17 protein-coding genes are annotated in these 16,301 nt (G+C 30.3%); 13 read left to right on the plus strand and 4 right to left on the minus strand.

The features are described from left to right. Nucleotides 1-62 precede the first annotated feature (62 nt). The 3 genes from ruvC to WG950_RS12145 are packed head-to-tail and all read left to right on the plus strand — an operon-like array spanning nt 63 to nt 2,518. Entirely contained in the window at nt 63-617 is a 555-nt protein-coding gene (gene ruvC, locus WG950_RS12135; RefSeq protein ID WP_077810022.1) for a crossover junction endodeoxyribonuclease RuvC, read from the plus strand. Next, nucleotides 617-1,744, plus strand: a complete 1,128-nt coding sequence (gene hemW, locus WG950_RS12140) for a radical SAM family heme chaperone HemW (protein ID WP_340932696.1) — start codon at nt 617-619, stop codon at nt 1,742-1,744. Before ruvC ends, hemW begins: the two co-directional genes overlap by 1 nt. A gap of 24 nt (nt 1,745-1,768) precedes the next feature. Then, nucleotides 1,769-2,518 carry a cyclase family protein gene (locus WG950_RS12145; RefSeq protein ID WP_340932697.1) on the plus strand — a complete coding sequence of 250 codons (750 nt, stop codon included), beginning with the start codon at nt 1,769-1,771 and terminating at the stop codon, nt 2,516-2,518. Between the two features lie 62 nt (nt 2,519-2,580). On the opposite strand, the gene WG950_RS12150 is transcribed toward WG950_RS12145, so the two are convergent. Next, nucleotides 2,581-3,561, minus strand: coding sequence for a CorA family divalent cation transporter (locus WG950_RS12150; RefSeq protein ID WP_340932699.1), 981 nt, complete (start codon nt 3,559-3,561; stop codon nt 2,581-2,583). A 76-nt stretch (nt 3,562-3,637) separates the two neighbouring features. Between WG950_RS12150 and WG950_RS12155 the strand changes: the two genes are divergently transcribed. From WG950_RS12155 to ade, 3 genes are read left to right on the plus strand one after another with little or no spacing between them, the layout of a single operon-like run. Then, nucleotides 3,638-4,006: an MmcQ/YjbR family DNA-binding protein gene (locus tag WG950_RS12155; RefSeq protein ID WP_340932700.1), complete on the plus strand. Its 369-nt coding sequence runs from the start codon at nt 3,638-3,640 to the stop codon at nt 4,004-4,006. A 22-nt stretch (nt 4,007-4,028) separates the two neighbouring features. Continuing rightward, nucleotides 4,029-4,577 (plus strand): 5-formyltetrahydrofolate cyclo-ligase, encoded by a 549-nt coding sequence (locus tag WG950_RS12160; RefSeq protein ID WP_340932702.1) that lies wholly within the window; start codon nt 4,029-4,031, stop codon nt 4,575-4,577. Between the two features lie 51 nt (nt 4,578-4,628). After that, a complete protein-coding gene (ade, locus tag WG950_RS12165) occupies nt 4,629-6,251 on the plus strand; it encodes an adenine deaminase (RefSeq protein WP_340932703.1) in 1,623 nt (540 codons plus the stop codon). A gap of 5 nt (nt 6,252-6,256) precedes the next feature. On the opposite strand, the gene WG950_RS12170 is transcribed toward ade, so the two are convergent. The 3 genes from WG950_RS12170 to WG950_RS12180 are packed head-to-tail and all read right to left on the minus strand — an operon-like array spanning nt 6,257 to nt 8,346. Next, nucleotides 6,257-6,946, minus strand: coding sequence for an RluA family pseudouridine synthase (locus tag WG950_RS12170; protein WP_079737207.1), 690 nt, complete (start codon nt 6,944-6,946; stop codon nt 6,257-6,259). A 20-nt stretch (nt 6,947-6,966) separates the two neighbouring features. After that, complete coding sequence (gene yihA / locus WG950_RS12175; protein WP_340932704.1) at nt 6,967-7,578, minus strand: ribosome biogenesis GTP-binding protein YihA/YsxC; 612 nt, start codon at nt 7,576-7,578, stop codon at nt 6,967-6,969. Nucleotides 7,579-7,581: 3 nt separating this feature from the next. Next, on the minus strand, nt 7,582-8,346 hold the full coding sequence (locus WG950_RS12180) for an alpha/beta fold hydrolase (protein WP_079737206.1): 765 nt from the start codon (nt 8,344-8,346) through the stop codon (nt 7,582-7,584). Between the two features lie 207 nt (nt 8,347-8,553). On the opposite strand from WG950_RS12180, the gene WG950_RS12185 reads away from it, so the two are divergent. Genes WG950_RS12185 through murD form a run of 7 tightly spaced genes read left to right on the plus strand, consistent with a single transcriptional unit; the run spans nt 8,554 to nt 16,290 of the window. Then, nucleotides 8,554-9,021, plus strand: coding sequence for a division/cell wall cluster transcriptional repressor MraZ (locus WG950_RS12185; RefSeq protein ID WP_340932705.1), 468 nt, complete (start codon nt 8,554-8,556; stop codon nt 9,019-9,021). Continuing rightward, on the plus strand, nt 9,008-9,907 hold the full coding sequence (rsmH, locus tag WG950_RS12190; protein ID WP_340932706.1) for a 16S rRNA (cytosine(1402)-N(4))-methyltransferase RsmH: 900 nt from the start codon (nt 9,008-9,010) through the stop codon (nt 9,905-9,907). Before WG950_RS12185 ends, rsmH begins: the two co-directional genes overlap by 14 nt. 1 nt (nt 9,908) lies before the next feature. Continuing rightward, nucleotides 9,909-10,238, plus strand: a complete 330-nt coding sequence (locus WG950_RS12195; RefSeq protein ID WP_077810011.1) for an FtsL-like putative cell division protein — start codon at nt 9,909-9,911, stop codon at nt 10,236-10,238. Nucleotides 10,239-10,294: 56 nt separating this feature from the next. Next, nucleotides 10,295-12,256, plus strand: a complete 1,962-nt coding sequence (locus WG950_RS12200) for a penicillin-binding protein (protein ID WP_340935257.1) — start codon at nt 10,295-10,297, stop codon at nt 12,254-12,256. Between the two features lies 1 nt (nt 12,257). Next, nucleotides 12,258-13,724, plus strand: coding sequence for a UDP-N-acetylmuramoyl-L-alanyl-D-glutamate--2,6-diaminopimelate ligase (locus tag WG950_RS12205; RefSeq protein WP_340935259.1), 1,467 nt, complete (start codon nt 12,258-12,260; stop codon nt 13,722-13,724). Nucleotides 13,725-13,726: 2 nt separating this feature from the next. Then, on the plus strand, nt 13,727-14,953 hold the full coding sequence (gene mraY, locus WG950_RS12210; RefSeq protein WP_340932707.1) for a phospho-N-acetylmuramoyl-pentapeptide-transferase: 1,227 nt from the start codon (nt 13,727-13,729) through the stop codon (nt 14,951-14,953). A 2-nt stretch (nt 14,954-14,955) separates the two neighbouring features. Next, the gene (murD, locus tag WG950_RS12215; protein WP_340932709.1) at nt 14,956-16,290 is read left to right on the plus strand and encodes a UDP-N-acetylmuramoyl-L-alanine--D-glutamate ligase; all 1,335 of its coding nucleotides are present in this window, start codon (nt 14,956-14,958) and stop codon (nt 16,288-16,290) included. Nucleotides 16,291-16,301: the final 11 nt, after the last annotated feature.

A 16,301-nucleotide genomic window follows, 5' to 3' on the forward strand; every position in this document is an offset into this window, starting at 1 on the left:
TTGCAAAGTAATAAATAATCATCATTAAGTTTAATGATAAATTCAAAAAACAATTTTTGCCTTTGGCTACAGAAAAAATAATTTTAGGAATCGATCCCGGAACAACAATTATGGGTTTTGGCGTTATAAAAGTGGTTGGTAAAAAAATGGAATTTGTTCAAATGAACGAGTTACTTTTAAAAAAATACGATGATCATTATTTAAAATTAAAGCTAATATTTGAGAGAACAATAGAACTTATTGATACATATAATCCTGATGAGATTGCTATTGAAGCTCCTTTTTTTGGTAAAAATGTACAATCGATGTTAAAGTTAGGTAGAGCGCAAGGCGTTGCAATGGCTGCGGGTTTATCTAGAGAAATTCCGATTACAGAATACTTACCAAAGAAAATAAAAATGGCTGTTACAGGTAGCGGAAGTGCAAGTAAAGAGCAAGTAGCTCTAATGCTAAAATCGCTTTTAAATTTAAAAACCTTGCCAAAAAACTTAGATGCAACAGATGGTTTGGCTGCAGCAGTTTGTCATTTTTATAATTCTGGCAGAGTAGTAGGCGGGAAAAATTATACTGGTTGGGCAAGTTTTGTAAAGCAAAACGAAAAGAGAGTTAAAAAGTAATGGCAGGAATATACATTCACATACCATTTTGTAAACAAGCATGTTTTTATTGCGATTTTCATTTTTCTACTTCTTTAAAGAAAAAGGAAGAAATGTTGCATTGTTTAAAAAAAGAAATTGCATTAAGAAAAGAAGAATTAAAAGGCGAAAAAGTTGAAACTATTTATTTCGGTGGCGGTACTCCGTCTGTTTTAAATACATCAGAAATAAATAATTTGATAGCTACTGTATATCATCATTTTGATGTTATAGAAAATCCCGAAGTTACTTTAGAGGCAAATCCTGATGATTTATCCGAAGAAAAAATAATAGAACTTTCTAAAACAGTAATCAATAGATTAAGTATTGGTGTACAATCTTTTTTTGAGAAAGATTTAAAATTGATGAATCGCGCACACAATGCATCCGAAGCAAAAAAATGTTTAAAAATTGCTACACAGTATTTTAATAATATTTCGGTTGATTTAATCTACGGAATTCCTGATTGTTCAAATAAAGAATGGGAAGAAAATATAAAAACAGCTTTAGATTTTGGTATTTCGCACATATCTAGTTACGCGCTTACAGTAGAGCCTAAAACGGCTTTAGAATCATTAATTGCAAAGGGGGAAATTAAAAATGTTGATGATGTTAAGGCAGAAGAGCAGTTTCAAATATTAACCAAAACATTAAAAAAAGAAGGGTTTATACATTATGAATTGTCTAATTTTGGAAAAGAAAACTATTTTAGTAAAAATAATTCTTCTTATTGGTTAGGTAAATCTTATTTGGGTATTGGGCCATCTGCACATTCTTTTAATGGTATACAAAGAAGTTGGAATGTTAGAAATAATACGCATTACATAAAAGCAATTTTAGAGGATAAATTGCCAATCGAAAGGGAAACACTTTCTAAAACAGATAGATACAATGAGTATGTGATGACGGGTTTACGAACCGTTTGGGGGGTGTCTTTAGAAAAAATTAAAAATGATTTTGGAGATGATTTTTTAAATTATTTAGAAAAATTATCTAATAGATTTATAATAGAAGATTTATTGTATATTGAAAATAAAACCTTAAAAACTACGCAAAAAGGAAAGTTTTTAGCCGATGGAATTGCATCTGATTTGTTCAAATTAAATTGAGGATTAAAAATAGTAAAGTAAAAAATGAAAGCAACTATAGAATATAATTCAAGAAAAATAGAAGTAAATATATCTAATCCTATAGATATTTCAATTCCTATAGATCCATCAAAAAAAAATGTAAATGCTTGGTATTTAGAGGAGCCTAAAATTACTGCAGAAAAAATAGGCGAAGAAACAATAAAGGTATCAGAAGGTGCTGTTGTAAATTTTAATAGTATTCATTTCAATCCGCACTCTCATATTACACACACAGAATGTGTAGGTCATATTACAGAAGAAGTACACTCTGTAAACAAAAACTTAAAGTATTTTATATTTTTAGCAGAGGTTGTTACAATTGCACCGTTGTTTCATAATGGAGATTTTATGATAGGAGTAAAGCAATTAAAAACAGCTTTAAAAAATAAGAAACGAGACGCTATTGTAATTAGAACTTTGCCTAATTTAGATGATAAAAAGAGTATGCAGTATTCAAATACAAATCCTACATATTTGTCTGAAAAAGCCGCAATTTATTTAAGAGAAAAAGGGATAAAACATTTATTGATAGATTTACCATCTGTTGATAAAGAAAATGATAATGGTAAATTGTTATCTCATAATGCTTTTTGGAATACTGCTGGCGAAATTAGAATGGATGCTACAATTACAGAATTTATTTATGTACCAAACGATGTAGAAGATGGCGAGTATTTATTAAACCTAATGATTGCTCCGTTTGAAAACGATGCAACACCAAGTAAACCTGTTTTGTATAAAATTATTAAATAGAAATTTTAAAAAAACCTTTTTAATTCGAACTTAAAAAGGTTTTTTTATTGATTATAAAAACGTTAAAACCACTTTTTTCGTTTAAAATACCAAACAGAAGCAATGGTAACCAGCACCATTATTCCTAATAAAATAAAATAACCATATTTAAATTTTAATTCTGGTATGTATTCGAAATTCATACCGTAAATTCCGGCTAAAAAAGTAAGCGGAATAAATATTACAGATAAAATTGTAAGCGTTTTCATTACTTCATTTAATCTGTGTCCTTGAATACTAAATATTAAGTTGATCTTACTTTCTAACTCTTGCAATTCGAAATCGATATTCGAAATTAAGTTATTTGTTTGTTCTTTTAATTCACTAAAATATTTTACTTCAAAACCATCAATTTCAATTTTTTCTAACTTTACAATTGTGTCTTTTAAACTCATTGTAGCTTTCTTAAAATTAAAAAGTTCTTGTTTTCTTTTTTCTACTAAAGAAGTAAATTCTGGTGTAGGTTTTATGTTGGTAGAATTTAGTTTATCTGCGCTAAGAACAGCATTTTCCTCATAAGTATCTTGGTAATTGTCTATAATCGATTCTAAAAGTAAGAATAACAAATAATCGGCTCTTTTCTTTCTAACAATTCCTTTGTTACCTTCTAATCGCTCACGAATCCAATTAAAATAATCGCCATGTTTTTCTTGAATAGACCATAAAAAATCTGCAGAAACAATAAAAATCATTTGCTCAGACTCTAATTTTCTGCTTTCTGTAATTAAAACACGTGTTGTTATAAATAGTAAATTATCTAATAAAATTACTTTGTTTGGATGATTTTCATCACTTAATAATTTTATCAAAAAATCATCTAAATTATTCTGGTAAATTACTTTTTTATATTCCTCTTGAAATTTAATTCCGTAAGTATTTAGCCATTCTATAGTTTCTGTTCCTTGCGAAAGTTTTATTTGAGAAATTGCAGAAAAATTATTTTTCTCGTAATTTTTATGAGAATAACTAATGATAGAGGTGTTGTCTAAAAAAACATTTTCCATTTAAATATTAATTGTAAATTTGGTAGATAAAGATACTTTTTAAATTGATAAAAATAACTTTAAAACCTAATAGTTTATGCATATAGAGCAACTACGAGATTTTTGTATGTCAAAAAAAGGAGTAACAGAACACTTTCCTTTTGATGATGTTACTTTGGTGTTTAAAGTAATGAATAAAATGTTTTTACTAACAAGTTTAAATAATTGGGAAAAAGGTGAAGAGAAAATGAACGTAAAGTGCAATCCGGAAAAAGCATTGGAGTTAAGAGGTAATTACGAAGGAATTAATCCTGGTTTTCACATGAATAAAAAACATTGGAATACGGTACTTATAAATAATAGCGATGTTTCTGATGATTTAGCGAAAGATTTAATCAATCATTCTTACGATTTAGTAGTTGGTGGTTTGACAAAAAAACTTCAAAAAGAATTGAAATTGTTGTAATATTATAAATTTATAATCATTGATGAAAAAGCAAGAATTAAGAGCAATTTATAAGCAAAAAAGAAAAGATTTATCTGTTAGTCAAATTGAAGAATTTCAAGATAATATTTATCAGCAAATTTATAATTTAGATTATAGTGGTGTTAAAGTTGCGCACTTATTTTTATCACTTACAAAGTTTAAAGAAATCGATACGCAACCAATTATTAATTTTTTAAGAAAACGTAATATTAAAATTGTTGTTAGCAAATCAAATCTTAAAAACAATACGCTTTCTCATTATTATTTAGAAGAAAAAACGGTTTTAGAATTGAATAAATTTGGAGTTCCAGAACCTGTGAATGCTGTTAAAGTAGATGAGCAGAAGCTCGACTTAATTTTTGTGCCAATGCTTATTTCAGACGAGTTAAATTACAGAGTTGGTTACGGTAAAGGTTTTTACGACCGCTTTTTATTAAAGTGTAAAGAAGATGCTAAATTTATAGGATTAAACTTTTTTAAACCAATTTATCAAATAGAAGATTCTAACGATTTTGATGTTCCTTTACATCAAGTAATCTATCCTAAATAAAGTTTAAATCGGCTTTAATTCTTTGTAAATTTGCAGCAAATAATTTTGAAGATGATTGTACAAGGAAATATAGTTGATATACAAAACAGGACCATTTACAAAGGAGAAGTAGAGGTTAAAGATAGTAAAATTATAGCTGTAAGAGCAGTAGATCATTCTGTAGAAAATTATATTTTACCAGGTTTTGTAGATGCACATATTCACATAGAAAGTTCTATGTTGGTTCCATCAGAATTTGCAAAAATCGCAGTAAAACATGGTACAGTTGCAACGGTTTCAGATCCGCATGAAATTGCAAATGTTTTAGGTGTAAAAGGTGTCGATTTTATGATCGAAAACGGTAAAAAAGTACCTTTAAAATTTAATTTTGGCGCACCAAGTTGTGTGCCTGCAACATCCTTCGAAAGTGCTGGCGCAATTATAGATTCTGATGATATTAAACAGATGATGCAAAATCCAGACATTAAATACCTTGCGGAAATGATGAATTATCCCGGAGTTTTATTTGATGATGAAGAGGTTTTAAAGAAAATACAACATGCAAAAGATAACAATAAGCCAATCGATGGTCATGCGCCGGGTTTAAGAGGGCAAGATGTAAGTAAATATATTGCAGCGGGTATTTCTACAGATCACGAATGTTTTACTTTTGAAGAAGCTCAAGAAAAACTTCAAAAAGGAATGAAAGTGATTATTAGAGAAGGTTCGGCAGCTAAAAATTTTGAAGCTTTAATTGATTTGTTGCCCGAACATTTTGAAAATATGATGTTTTGTTCTGATGACAAACATCCAGATGATTTGTTATTGGGCCATATCAATCAACTTTGTGAAAGAGCAGTAGCAAAAGGTGTCGATGTGTTTAAAGTCTTACAAGCTGCTTGTGTAAACCCTGTAGAGCATTATAAATTAGATGTTGGTCTTTTGCAAAAAGATGATTTTGCAGATTTTATTGTTGTTGATAGTTTAGAAAAATTCAATGTTTTAGAAACTTATATCAACGGAGTATTGGTTGCTAAAAACGGTAAAAGTTTTATTGATGCTGTTCCTTTTGAAGTTTTAAACAACTTTAATACAGAAAAGAAAAAAGTTTCGGATTTTAGATTTGAATCATCTGCAAAGAAAATAAATGTTATAGAGGCTTTAGATGGTGAATTGGTTACAAATAAAATTGAATCTGAATCTTTAATAGAAAACGGAAATTTAATTTCTAATACAAATACAGATGTTTTAAAAATGACTGTTGTAAATAGGTATAAAAATGATGTGCCTGCAATTGCATTTATTAAAAATTTCGGAATCAAAGAAGGTGCGATAGCTAGTTCTGTTGGGCACGATTCTCATAATATTATTGCTGTTGGTGCAACAGATGAAGCTATTGCAAAGGCTGTAAACTTAATTATAGAGAATAAAGGTGGTATTTGTGCAGTAACTGCAACAAAAGAAGAAATAGTTTCTTTACCTGTAGCAGGTATTATGTCTGATAAATCTGCAGAAGAAATAGGTAAATCTTACGCAGCTTTAGATGCGATGGCAAAAGATATGGGCAGTAAATTAAGAGCGCCTTATATGAGTTTGTCTTTTATGGCGTTGTTGGTAATTCCTGCTTTAAAATTGTCTGATAAAGGTTTGTTTGATGGTACTAGTTTTAAGTTTACTTCTGTAGAGGTAGCGTAATGTTTTTATTCGTTACAAGCATTCCAAATTACATCTTTGGGTGTTGGCGCAGTTATTTTAATTTCTTCTTTAGAAACTGGGTGAATAAAGTTTATTTTTCTAGCGTGCAGGCTTATGCTTCCATCTTTATTAGATCTAGGAAAACCGTATTTTAAATCGCCTTTTATTGGCGATCCGATATTAGAAAGTTGTGTTCTAATTTGGTGATGCCTACCTGTTTCTAAATCAATTTCTAAAAGTGTGTAGTTTTCTAGCTTCTGAATAACTTTATAGTGTAATGTTGCTTTTTTACTTCCGTCAATTTCCTTTTTGTAAACAAAAGATTTATTTTTTTTAGGATCTTTTTTTAGAAAATTTGTAAGCGTATCTCTTTCTTTTTTGGGTTTGTTTTTAACTAAAGCCCAATAAGTTTTGTTAATAGTTTTGTCTCTTAACATCTTGTTTAAGCGTTCTAAAGCTTTAGATGTTCTTGCAAAAATAACAATACCAGATGTTGGTCTATCTAATCGGTGTACAGTACCAATAAATACATTGCCAGGTTTGTTGTATTTAACTTTTACATATTCTTTTACAACTTCGTTTAAAGGTTTGTCTCCGGTTTTATCACCTTGTGTAATATCGCCAGCTCTTTTATTTACAATTATTAAATGATTGTCTTCAAATAATACTTGTAAATTCTCTTTAGTAGATTGCATTGTAAATTTGTAGAAGTAATTTATTTAAAATCTTTTGCAACATCTTGGTTTACGCCATCAATAAAATCTAAAAATTCTTTTCTACCAAGATTAGTAGAAGAAGAAGTTAGAAAAGATGTTGGTAAAGTTTCCCAATGTTGTAATAATTTTTTCTTGTAAGATGTTATTTGCTTATTAAGTTTAGAACTACTTAATTTATCTGCTTTTGTAAAAACAATGCAAAACGGAATTTGATTTTCACCTAAAAACTGCATAAAGTCTAAATCGATTTTTTGCGGATCGTGTCTAGAATCTATCAAAACAAAAGTACAAACTAGTTGTTCTCTTTCTTTAAAGTAATTCTCTATAAAATATTGAAATATTACTCTTTTTTTCTTAGAAATTTGGGCATATCCATAACCAGGTAAATCAACTAAAAACCACTCATTATTAATCTTAAAGTGATTAATAAGTTGTGTTTTTCCTGGTTTTCCAGAAGTTTTAGCTAAATCTTTACGCTGCATTAACATGTTAATTAATGAGGATTTACCCACATTAGATCGACCTATAAAAGCATATTCTGGTATTCTGTCTTTTGGCGCATTGGTAACATTACTGTTACTCATTACAAAATCTGCAGACTTAATTTTCATGATTTATATGTTTCTGTCGGTTAACCATTTAGATAATACAGAATTAAATTCTTCTGGTCTTTCCATCATTGCTGCATGCCCGCATTTATCAATCCAAAATAAATCAGAGTCTGGTAAAAGTTTATGAAAATCTTCAGCAACTTTTGGCGGAGTTACAGAGTCTTGTTTTCCCCAGATTAAACAAGTAGGTTGTTTCATGTCTGGTAAATCATTAGCCATATTATGTCTTATAGCACTTTTAGCAATAGCCAAAGTTCTTATTACAGAGTTTCTATCGTTTACAATTTTAAAAACATCGTCTACTAGTTCTTTTGTTGCAATTGCAGGATCGTAAAAAACATCTTTTGTTTTTTCTTCTATAAACTCATAGTTTCCTCGCTTCGGAAAACTGTCTCCCATTGCTTTTTCATACAATCCAGAGCTTCCTGTTAAAACTAAAGCACTAACTTTATCTTGGTAATGTTTTGTAAAATACAAACCTATGTGTCCGCCTAAAGAATTTCCTAATAGAATAGCGTTGTCTATTCCTTTAAAATCCATAAAATCTTTTAAAAAACTAGATAAGTTTTTAACATTCGTTTTTATTAGAGGTAAAGAGTATAGGGGTAATTCCGGAATCAAAACTTTATAGCCGTTGCTAGAAAAATGATTAAAGGTAGCGCCAAAATTACTCAAGGCTCCCATAAGTCCGTGTAAAACAATAATTGCAGGTCCTTCTCCTGCTTCTGCATATGTAAATTTCCCTTCGGTTTTTAACTGTTCAGTCATCATTCAATTCGTTTTACTTAATCGCAAATGTAATTCTTTTTTATAACATAAAAATTCTTTTTCTAATTGTCTCAATTTCAATTTTTAAGATGTGATAGATCATTTTTTAATAGTGAAAACCAATTATTTATTAACAATGTGGTAAAAAGTGGTAAAAAGTGGTAAAATTTATATATTTTTGATATCTGTAAAACGATATTCTTATTTGTGATAAATCTAATTGGTACATACGAATGTAAGGCAGATGCTAAAGGTAGAGTGATGTTCTCATCAGCTCTAAAGAAGCAGTTGCAACCAATTTTAAATGAGGGGTTTGTCATAAAAAGAGCTGTTTTTCAGCCGTGTTTAGAATTGTATTCTATGGAAGAGTGGGATAAAATGATGAGCAAACTTAATAAACTTAACAAGTTTGTTAAGAAGAATAATGATTTTATTAGAAGGTTTACAGCGGGTGTTAAAATTGTAGAATTTGATGCTGCTGGTAGGGTTTTAATTCCTAAAGATTTATGTGAATTTGCAAGTATTAAGAAACAAGTTGTGTTGTCTTCTGCTGTAAATATAATAGAAATTTGGGATAAGGATAATTATGAGAAAGCTATTGATGATGCTGCTTTAGATTTTGCAGATTTAGCTGAAGAGGTAATGGGAAATACAGAATTTGATGAATTATCATAGTCCGGTTTTATTAAAAGAAAGTGTAGATGCTCTTGCGATTAAGCAAGACGGAGTGTATGTGGATGTAACTTTTGGAGGTGGCGGACACTCAAGAGAAATTTTAAATCGATTAGGTGAGAATGGTAGATTGTTTGGTTTTGATCAAGATCCAGACGCTTTAAAAAATGTTATTGATGATCCTCGGTTTACATTGATACCAGAAAATTTTAGATACATTTCTAGATTTTTAAGGTTTCATGGAGTTAGAAAGGTTGATGGTGTTTTAGCTGATTTAGGTGTTTCTTCTCATCAATTTGATGAAGCAGAAAGAGGGTTTTCGATTCGTTTCGATGGAGATTTGGATATGAGAATGAATCAGAAATCTAAAATTTCAGCAAAAGAAATTATTGCAAATTATTCTGAAGAAAAACTTGCGGAAATATTGTTTTTGTATGGCGAGCTAAGAAACTCTAGAAATATAGCAAAAACGATTGTAGAGAAAAGAGAACAAGAGAAGATAGAAACTAGTTTTCAGTTAAAAGAAGCTTTGCAAAGATTTTTGCCTAAAGCGAAAGAACATAAAATTTTAGCTCAAATATTTCAGGCAATTAGAATTGAGGTAAATGAGGAATTGGATGTTTTAAAAGAATTTTTACAACAAATGCCAAGTCTATTAAAAGAAGAAGGACGATTGAGTGTGATCTCATATCATTCTTTAGAAGATAGATTGGTAAAAAGATTTATAAGAACAGGATTATTTAGTGGCGAGCCCGAAAAAGATTTTTTTGGAAACACAAGTGAACCTTTGCAGAAAGTCGGGAAGTTGATAGTACCTACCCCACAGGAAATTAACACAAATAATAGGGCTCGCAGCGCTAAATTAAGAATTGCAACAATAAAAAAGTAGAATGTCTAAGGTTAAAAAAAATGTATACGGTTTTTTACGAGGAAGTTTTCTTACCGATGAATCTGCATTTAAAAATTGGCGCATTATCATTTTTGTAGTTGTATTGTTATTGGTAATGATATCTAGCTCACATAAGGCAGATAAAAAAGTAATAGAGATTTCTAATCTTAATAAGCTAAAAAGAGAGTTAAGGGCAGAATATGTAGATACAGGTACGATTTTGATGAGAATGAAAATGGAATCTAGTATCAGAGAAAAAGCAAAAAGTAGAGGTTTAGAGCCTTCTAAAACTCCTCCGAAGAAAATAAAAGTAACTTATAAAAACGATTAAAATTGGCAACACATAAAAAAAGCATTCTTACTAGGTTTTACATGGTGGCTGCTTTTATGACCGTGTTTTTACTTGCTATAATTGTTCGGGTTATTAATCTTCAATATGTTCAAGGAGATAAGTACAGAGAGTTAGCAACAGAATTAACAGTAAGGCAAGATACTATATACGCAAATAAAGGTAACGTGTATGCGGCAGATGGTAATTTGTTGGCAACGTCTATGTCTAAGTTTAATATTTATATGGACTTGGTTACTGTAAATAGCGATGTTTTTGAAGATAATATTGTAGCGCTTTCTAAAGAACTTTCTAAAATGTTAGGGAAGTCAGTTGCGTATCATCAAAAAAGATTAAGAGCTGCAAAAAACAAGAAAAGAAGATATTATCTAATTGCTAGAAATATTGGGTATACCGATTATTTGAAGATGAAAAAATTTCCAATTTTTAACTTGGGAGTATATAGAGGTGGTTTTATTGCAAAACATAGAACTGAGAGGGAGCATCCAATTGGTAAAATTGCAGAAAGAACAATTGGTTATGATGATTTTAGAGGAGAGGCTGGTATAGAAGGTGCTTTTGCGGATTATATGCAAGGTGAAAACGGTTTAAGATGGGAGCAAAAAATAGCAAAGAATCAATGGAAACCAATTACAGATTATAATGAAAAAGAACCAATAGATGGTCATGATATAATTACTACAATAGATGTTAATATTCAAGATATTACTCATCATGCGTTGTTAAGAAGGTTAGAGTATTTTGAAGCAGATCATGGTTGTGCTGTAGTTATGGAAACAGCGACAGGTGAAATCAAAGCTATTTCTAATTTAGGTAGAACCAAAAAAGGGAAATATTACGAGAAAAGAAATTATGCTGTTTGGGAAAGTCACGAACCAGGTTCTACTTTTAAATTGGCAAGTTTAATGGCTGCTTTAGATGATAAGGTGATAGATACATCTACAGTTGTTGATACAGAAAGAGGAAGGATATTTATACACGGTTCTAAGGTAGAAGATTCTCATAGAGGTGGTTATGGTAAAATTTCTGCCGGAAGAGTTTTTGAGGTTTCTTCGAATGTTGGTATTGTTAAGTTAATAAGAAAGCATTACGATAAAAAACCAGAGAAGTTTATAGAAAAGCTAGATACATATGGTTTTACAAAACCAATTGGTTTTCAAATTAAAGGAGAAGGTGTTCCTGTGGTGCCAAAACCATCAGACAAAAGATGGAATAAAATTTCTTTAGAATGGATGTCTTGGGGTTATGGTATTTCTGTAACGCCAATGCAAACGCTTATGTTTTACAATGCGGTGGCGAATAACGGCGTAATGGTAAAGCCAAGGTTTATTAAAGAGTTAAGAAGGCAAGATAAGACAGAAAAGGTTTTTGAAACGGAAGTTTTAAATTCTAAAATTGCTTCTGATGAAACGCTAAGTAAAATTAGAAAAGTAATGGAAAATGTTGTAGAAAAAGGAACGGCAAAAAACATTTATTCGTCTAATTTTTCTATGGCAGGAAAAACAGGAACAGCAAAAAAATATTTACCAAGACATAAAGATGAGAATGGTAAAACAGTAGCTGCCGGATATTCTAATAAGCATTACGTGGCATCGTTTGCTGGTTTTTTTCCGGCAGATAACCCAAAGTATTCTTGTATTGTAGTGGTGCATGATCCGAAGAAAGAAAAAGGATATTACGGAGCTACGGTTGCAGGACCAGTTTTTAAAGAAATTGCTCAGAAAATTTATACAACAACGCCAATAGATAATCAGTCTGTAGATGATGATGTTAAATTTGATGAAATAGAAAAATCGTATGCTAAATATGATAATTCTTTAGCTAAAAACTATGCTAAAATTCCGAATGTGAAAGGAATGTCTGGTATGGATGCGCTTTCATTATTAGAAAATATTGGATTGACAGTAAAAATTTCTGGAGTTGGTAGAGTAACATATCAATCTTTAAAAAAAGGACAAAAGTTAGTAAAGGGACAAACAATCATTTTAAAACTCTCATAAGCTGAAAAATTTAAAAGACATATTATATAAGGTTTCCATAGAAGAGGTTTCAGGGTCAACAAATGTTGATGTAAATGCTGTTGTTTTCGATTCTAGAAATATTGTAAAAAACGATGTTTTTGTTGCTTTAAAAGGTGTTTCTGTAGATGGTCATTTATTTATAGAGAAGGCAATTGCCTTAGGTGCAACTGTAATTGTTTGTCAAGAATTTCCATCAGAAATAATTGAAGGAATTACATACGTAAAAGTTGTTGATACAAATGTTGCTTTAGCGATAATAGCTTCGAATTATTATGACAATCCGTCTTCTAAATTACCATTAATCGGTGTAACGGGTACAAATGGTAAAACAACCATTGCAACATTGTTGTATCAATTATTTAAAAAAGCAGGTTACAAAGTTGGTTTATTGTCTACTGTAAAAGTTTTAGTTGATAATGAAGAGTTTAAAGCAACGCATACAACACCAGATTCGGTTGCAATAAATAGTTATTTAGATAAAATGGTAGAAGCTGGTGTTGATTTCTGTTTTATGGAAGTGAGTTCTCATGGAATTCATCAAAAAAGAACGGAAGGTTTAGTTTTTGCTGGCGGAATTTTTACAAATCTTTCTCATGATCATTTAGATTACCATGAAACATTTGCAGAATATAGAAATGTGAAAAAAGAATTTTTTGATGCTTTGCCTAAAAATGCATTTGCATTAACAAATTTAGATGATAAAAATGGTAGTTACATGTTGCAAAATACACGAGCTGCTAAAAAAACCTATGCTTTAAAAACAATTGCAGATTTTAAAGCTAAAATTTTAGAAAAGCAATTGTCTGGTACTTTAATTACTGTTGATGGTGTTGAAGTTTGGACGAAGCTAATTGGTGTTTTTAATATTTACAACCTTACTGCAATAATTGCAACTGCAGAATTATTAGGCTTAGAAAAGTTAGAAGTTTTAACCATCGTGAGTCAGTTAGAAAGTGTAAGTGGTCGTTTTGAATATGTAGTTTCTAAAGATGGCGTTACGGCAATTGTAGATTATGCACACACGCCAGATGCTTTAAAGAATGTTTTAGAAACTATTAATGATATTAGAACTGGCAACGAGCAAGTAATTACGGTTGTTGGTTGTGGCGGAGATAGAGATAAAACGAAGAGACCTAAAATGGCTAACATAGCTGCTCAATTAAGTAATCAAGTAGTTTTTACATCAGATAATCCCAGAACAGAAAATCCGCAAACTATTTTAGAAGAAATGGAAGTCGGAGTTTCATCAGAAAATTACAGAAAAACATTAACAGTTTTAGATAGAAAGCAAGCAATTAAAACTGCATGTAAGTTTTCTAATGCTGGTGACATCATATTAATCGCAGGAAAAGGACATGAAAATTATCAAGAAATAAATGGTATTCGTACTCATTTTGATGATTTAGAAGAGGTTAAAAACTGTTTCAATCAACTTAACAATTTATAAGAATGCTGTATTATTTATTTCAATATTTAGAAAATCATTTTAGTTTTCCTGGAGCTAGTGTGTTTCAGTTTATAACATTTAGAGCTGCAGCAGCTTTTATTTTATCATTAGTAATATCTACGGTTTACGGTAAAAGAATAATAAAGTTTTTACAAAAGCAACAGGTAGGAGAGTCTATTAGAGATTTAGGTTTAGAAGGGCAAGTGCAAAAGGCAGGAACACCAACTATGGGAGGTGTTATTATAATTTTTGCCACTCTAATTCCGGCAATTTTATTAGCCAAGTTAGATAATGTTTACATCATTATTTTATTAATCACTACGGTTTGGATGGGGTTAATAGGATTTGTAGACGATTATATAAAAGTATTTAAAAAAGATAAAGCAGGTTTAAAAGGGAAGTTTAAAGTTTTAGGTCAAGTTGGTTTAGGTGTAATTGTAGGTTCTATGTTATACTTTCATGATGATGTAACTATAAAAGAACAATTGCCTGTAGAGCAACAAGTACTGCAAACAAACGGAAAAATTAAAGTTTTTGGTGAAGCGCATAAATCAACAAAAACTACGGTTCCGTTTATGAAAAATAATGAATTAGAGTATTCAAAGGCTTTATCTTTTTTGGGTGAAGGTTTTGAAAAATACGGTTGGATAGTTTTCATTTTTATTACGGTTTTTATTGTAACAGGAATTTCTAACGGAGCAAATTTAACAGACGGAATTGATGGTTTAGCTGCGGGTTCGTCTGCGATAATGGTAGTAACACTTGCTGTTTTTGCATGGGTTTCTGGTAACATAATTTTTGCCGATTATTTAGATGTAATGTATATACCCAATTCTGGAGAAATGACCGTTTTTATACTTGCTTTTGCAGGAGCTTTAATTGGTTTTTTATGGTACAATACGTATCCGGCACAAGTTTTTATGGGTGATACAGGTAGTTTAACAATCGGAGGGATTATAGCAGTTATAGCAATTGCAATTCGAAAAGAATTATTGTTGCCAATACTAGCCGGAATTTTTGTAATCGAAAATTTGTCTGTGATTATGCAGGTTTCTTGGTTTAAATACACAAGAAAAAAATACGGAGAAGGAAGAAGGATTTTTAAAATGTCGCCATTGCATCATCATTATCAAAAATTAAACTATCACGAGAGTAAAATTGTTGTGCGTTTTTGGGTAATAGGTATTCTATTGGCTGTTTTTACAATTGTAACCTTAAAGTTAAGATAGTTGTGAAAAAGTTAGTAATTCTTGGTGCAGGAGAAAGTGGAGTAGGAACAGCTCTTTTAGGAAAACAAAAAGGTTTTGAAGTTTTTGTTTCTGATAAAGGTATGATTGCTAAAAAATATAAAGAAGTTCTTTTAAGTAATAACATAGTTTTTGAGGAAGGGAAACACACTGAAAGTGAATTGCTAAATGCAGATTTAGTAATGAAGAGTCCTGGAATTCCTGATACTGTTCCTTTGATTTTAAAGTTAAAAGAATTGGGTGTTAAAGTGATTTCAGAAATTGAGTTTGCAGCAAAATATACCAATGCAAATATTATCGGTATTACGGGTTCTAATGGAAAAACTACCACAACATTATTAACGCATCATATTTTAAAAAGTGCGAATTTAAATGTTGGTGTAGCAGGTAATATTGGCGATAGTTTTGCACAGCAAGTAGCAGAAGAAAATTTTGATAATTACGTGTTAGAATTAAGTAGCTTTCAGTTAGATGGTATAGAAGATTTTAATAGTCATATTGCTATTCTAACGAATATTACACCAGATCATTTAGATCGATATAATAATAATTTTAGTGAATATGTAGCATCTAAATTTAGAATCACTAAAAATCAAAAAAGTACCGATTATTTAATTTATGATGCAGATGATGCAACTATAAATAATTGGTTAGAAAATAATAAAACATTAGCAAAATTAGTACCATTTTCTCTAGAAAAAGAATTAGAGTTTGGTGCGTTTGTAAAAAATAATAACATAACGATTAATATAAATAAAGACACATTTAATATGCCTATATCATCTTTATCAGTAAAAGGAAAACATAACGTTAAAAATGCAATGGCAGCAACAATGGCTGCGCAATTATTAAATGCAAGAAAGCAGGCGATAAAAGAAAGTTTAGAAGATTTTGAAGGTGTAGAGCATCGTTTAGAAAATGTAGCTAAAATAGAAGGCGTAGAATATATAAACGATTCTAAAGCTACAAATGTAAATGCAACATTTTATGCTTTAGAATGCATGAATAAACAAACCGTTTGGATAGTTGGAGGTGTAGATAAAGGAAACGATTATAACGATCTTTTGCCATTGGTAAGAGAAAAAGTAAAGGCTATTGTTTGTTTGGGTATTGATAACGAAAAAATAAAAAATACATTCGAAAATGTTGTAGATATTGTGGTTGAAACTGCAGGTGCAGAAGAAGCTGTAAAAGTAGCACATAAATTATCTGAAAAAGGCGACACCGTTTTATTATCGCCTGCGTGTGCAAGTTTCGATTTATTTGAAAATTACGAAGACAGAGGGAGAAAATTTAAAAAAGCAGTAAGAAGTTTATAAGATTTAGGATT

It is taken from the genome of Polaribacter marinaquae, from assembly GCF_038019025.1.
Classification (GTDB): domain Bacteria; phylum Bacteroidota; class Bacteroidia; order Flavobacteriales; family Flavobacteriaceae; genus Polaribacter; species Polaribacter marinaquae.

Excerpts from the sequence above, each read along its gene's own strand:
- rsmH (WP_340932706.1), top strand. The coding sequence starts at position 9,008 with ATGAATTATCATAGTCCGGTTTTATTAAAAGAAAGTGTAGATGCTCTT.
- WG950_RS12195 (WP_077810011.1), top strand. The coding sequence starts at position 9,909 with ATGTCTAAGGTTAAAAAAAATGTATACGGTTTTTTACGAGGAAGTTTT.
- WG950_RS12145 (WP_340932697.1), top strand. The coding sequence starts at position 1,769 with ATGAAAGCAACTATAGAATATAATTCAAGAAAAATAGAAGTAAATATA.
- mraY (WP_340932707.1), top strand. The coding sequence starts at position 13,727 with ATGCTGTATTATTTATTTCAATATTTAGAAAATCATTTTAGTTTTCCT.
- yihA (WP_340932704.1), bottom strand. The coding sequence starts at position 7,578 with ATGAAAATTAAGTCTGCAGATTTTGTAATGAGTAACAGTAATGTTACC.
- WG950_RS12150 (WP_340932699.1), bottom strand. The coding sequence starts at position 3,561 with ATGGAAAATGTTTTTTTAGACAACACCTCTATCATTAGTTATTCTCAT.
- WG950_RS12160 (WP_340932702.1), top strand. The coding sequence starts at position 4,029 with ATGAAAAAGCAAGAATTAAGAGCAATTTATAAGCAAAAAAGAAAAGAT.
- WG950_RS12155 (WP_340932700.1), top strand. The coding sequence starts at position 3,638 with ATGCATATAGAGCAACTACGAGATTTTTGTATGTCAAAAAAAGGAGTA.
- WG950_RS12180 (WP_079737206.1), bottom strand. The coding sequence starts at position 8,346 with ATGACTGAACAGTTAAAAACCGAAGGGAAATTTACATATGCAGAAGCA.
- ade (WP_340932703.1), top strand. The coding sequence starts at position 4,629 with ATGATTGTACAAGGAAATATAGTTGATATACAAAACAGGACCATTTAC.
- WG950_RS12170 (WP_079737207.1), bottom strand. The coding sequence starts at position 6,946 with ATGCAATCTACTAAAGAGAATTTACAAGTATTATTTGAAGACAATCAT.
- WG950_RS12200 (WP_340935257.1), top strand. The coding sequence starts at position 10,295 with ATGACCGTGTTTTTACTTGCTATAATTGTTCGGGTTATTAATCTTCAA.
- hemW (WP_340932696.1), top strand. The coding sequence starts at position 617 with ATGGCAGGAATATACATTCACATACCATTTTGTAAACAAGCATGTTTT.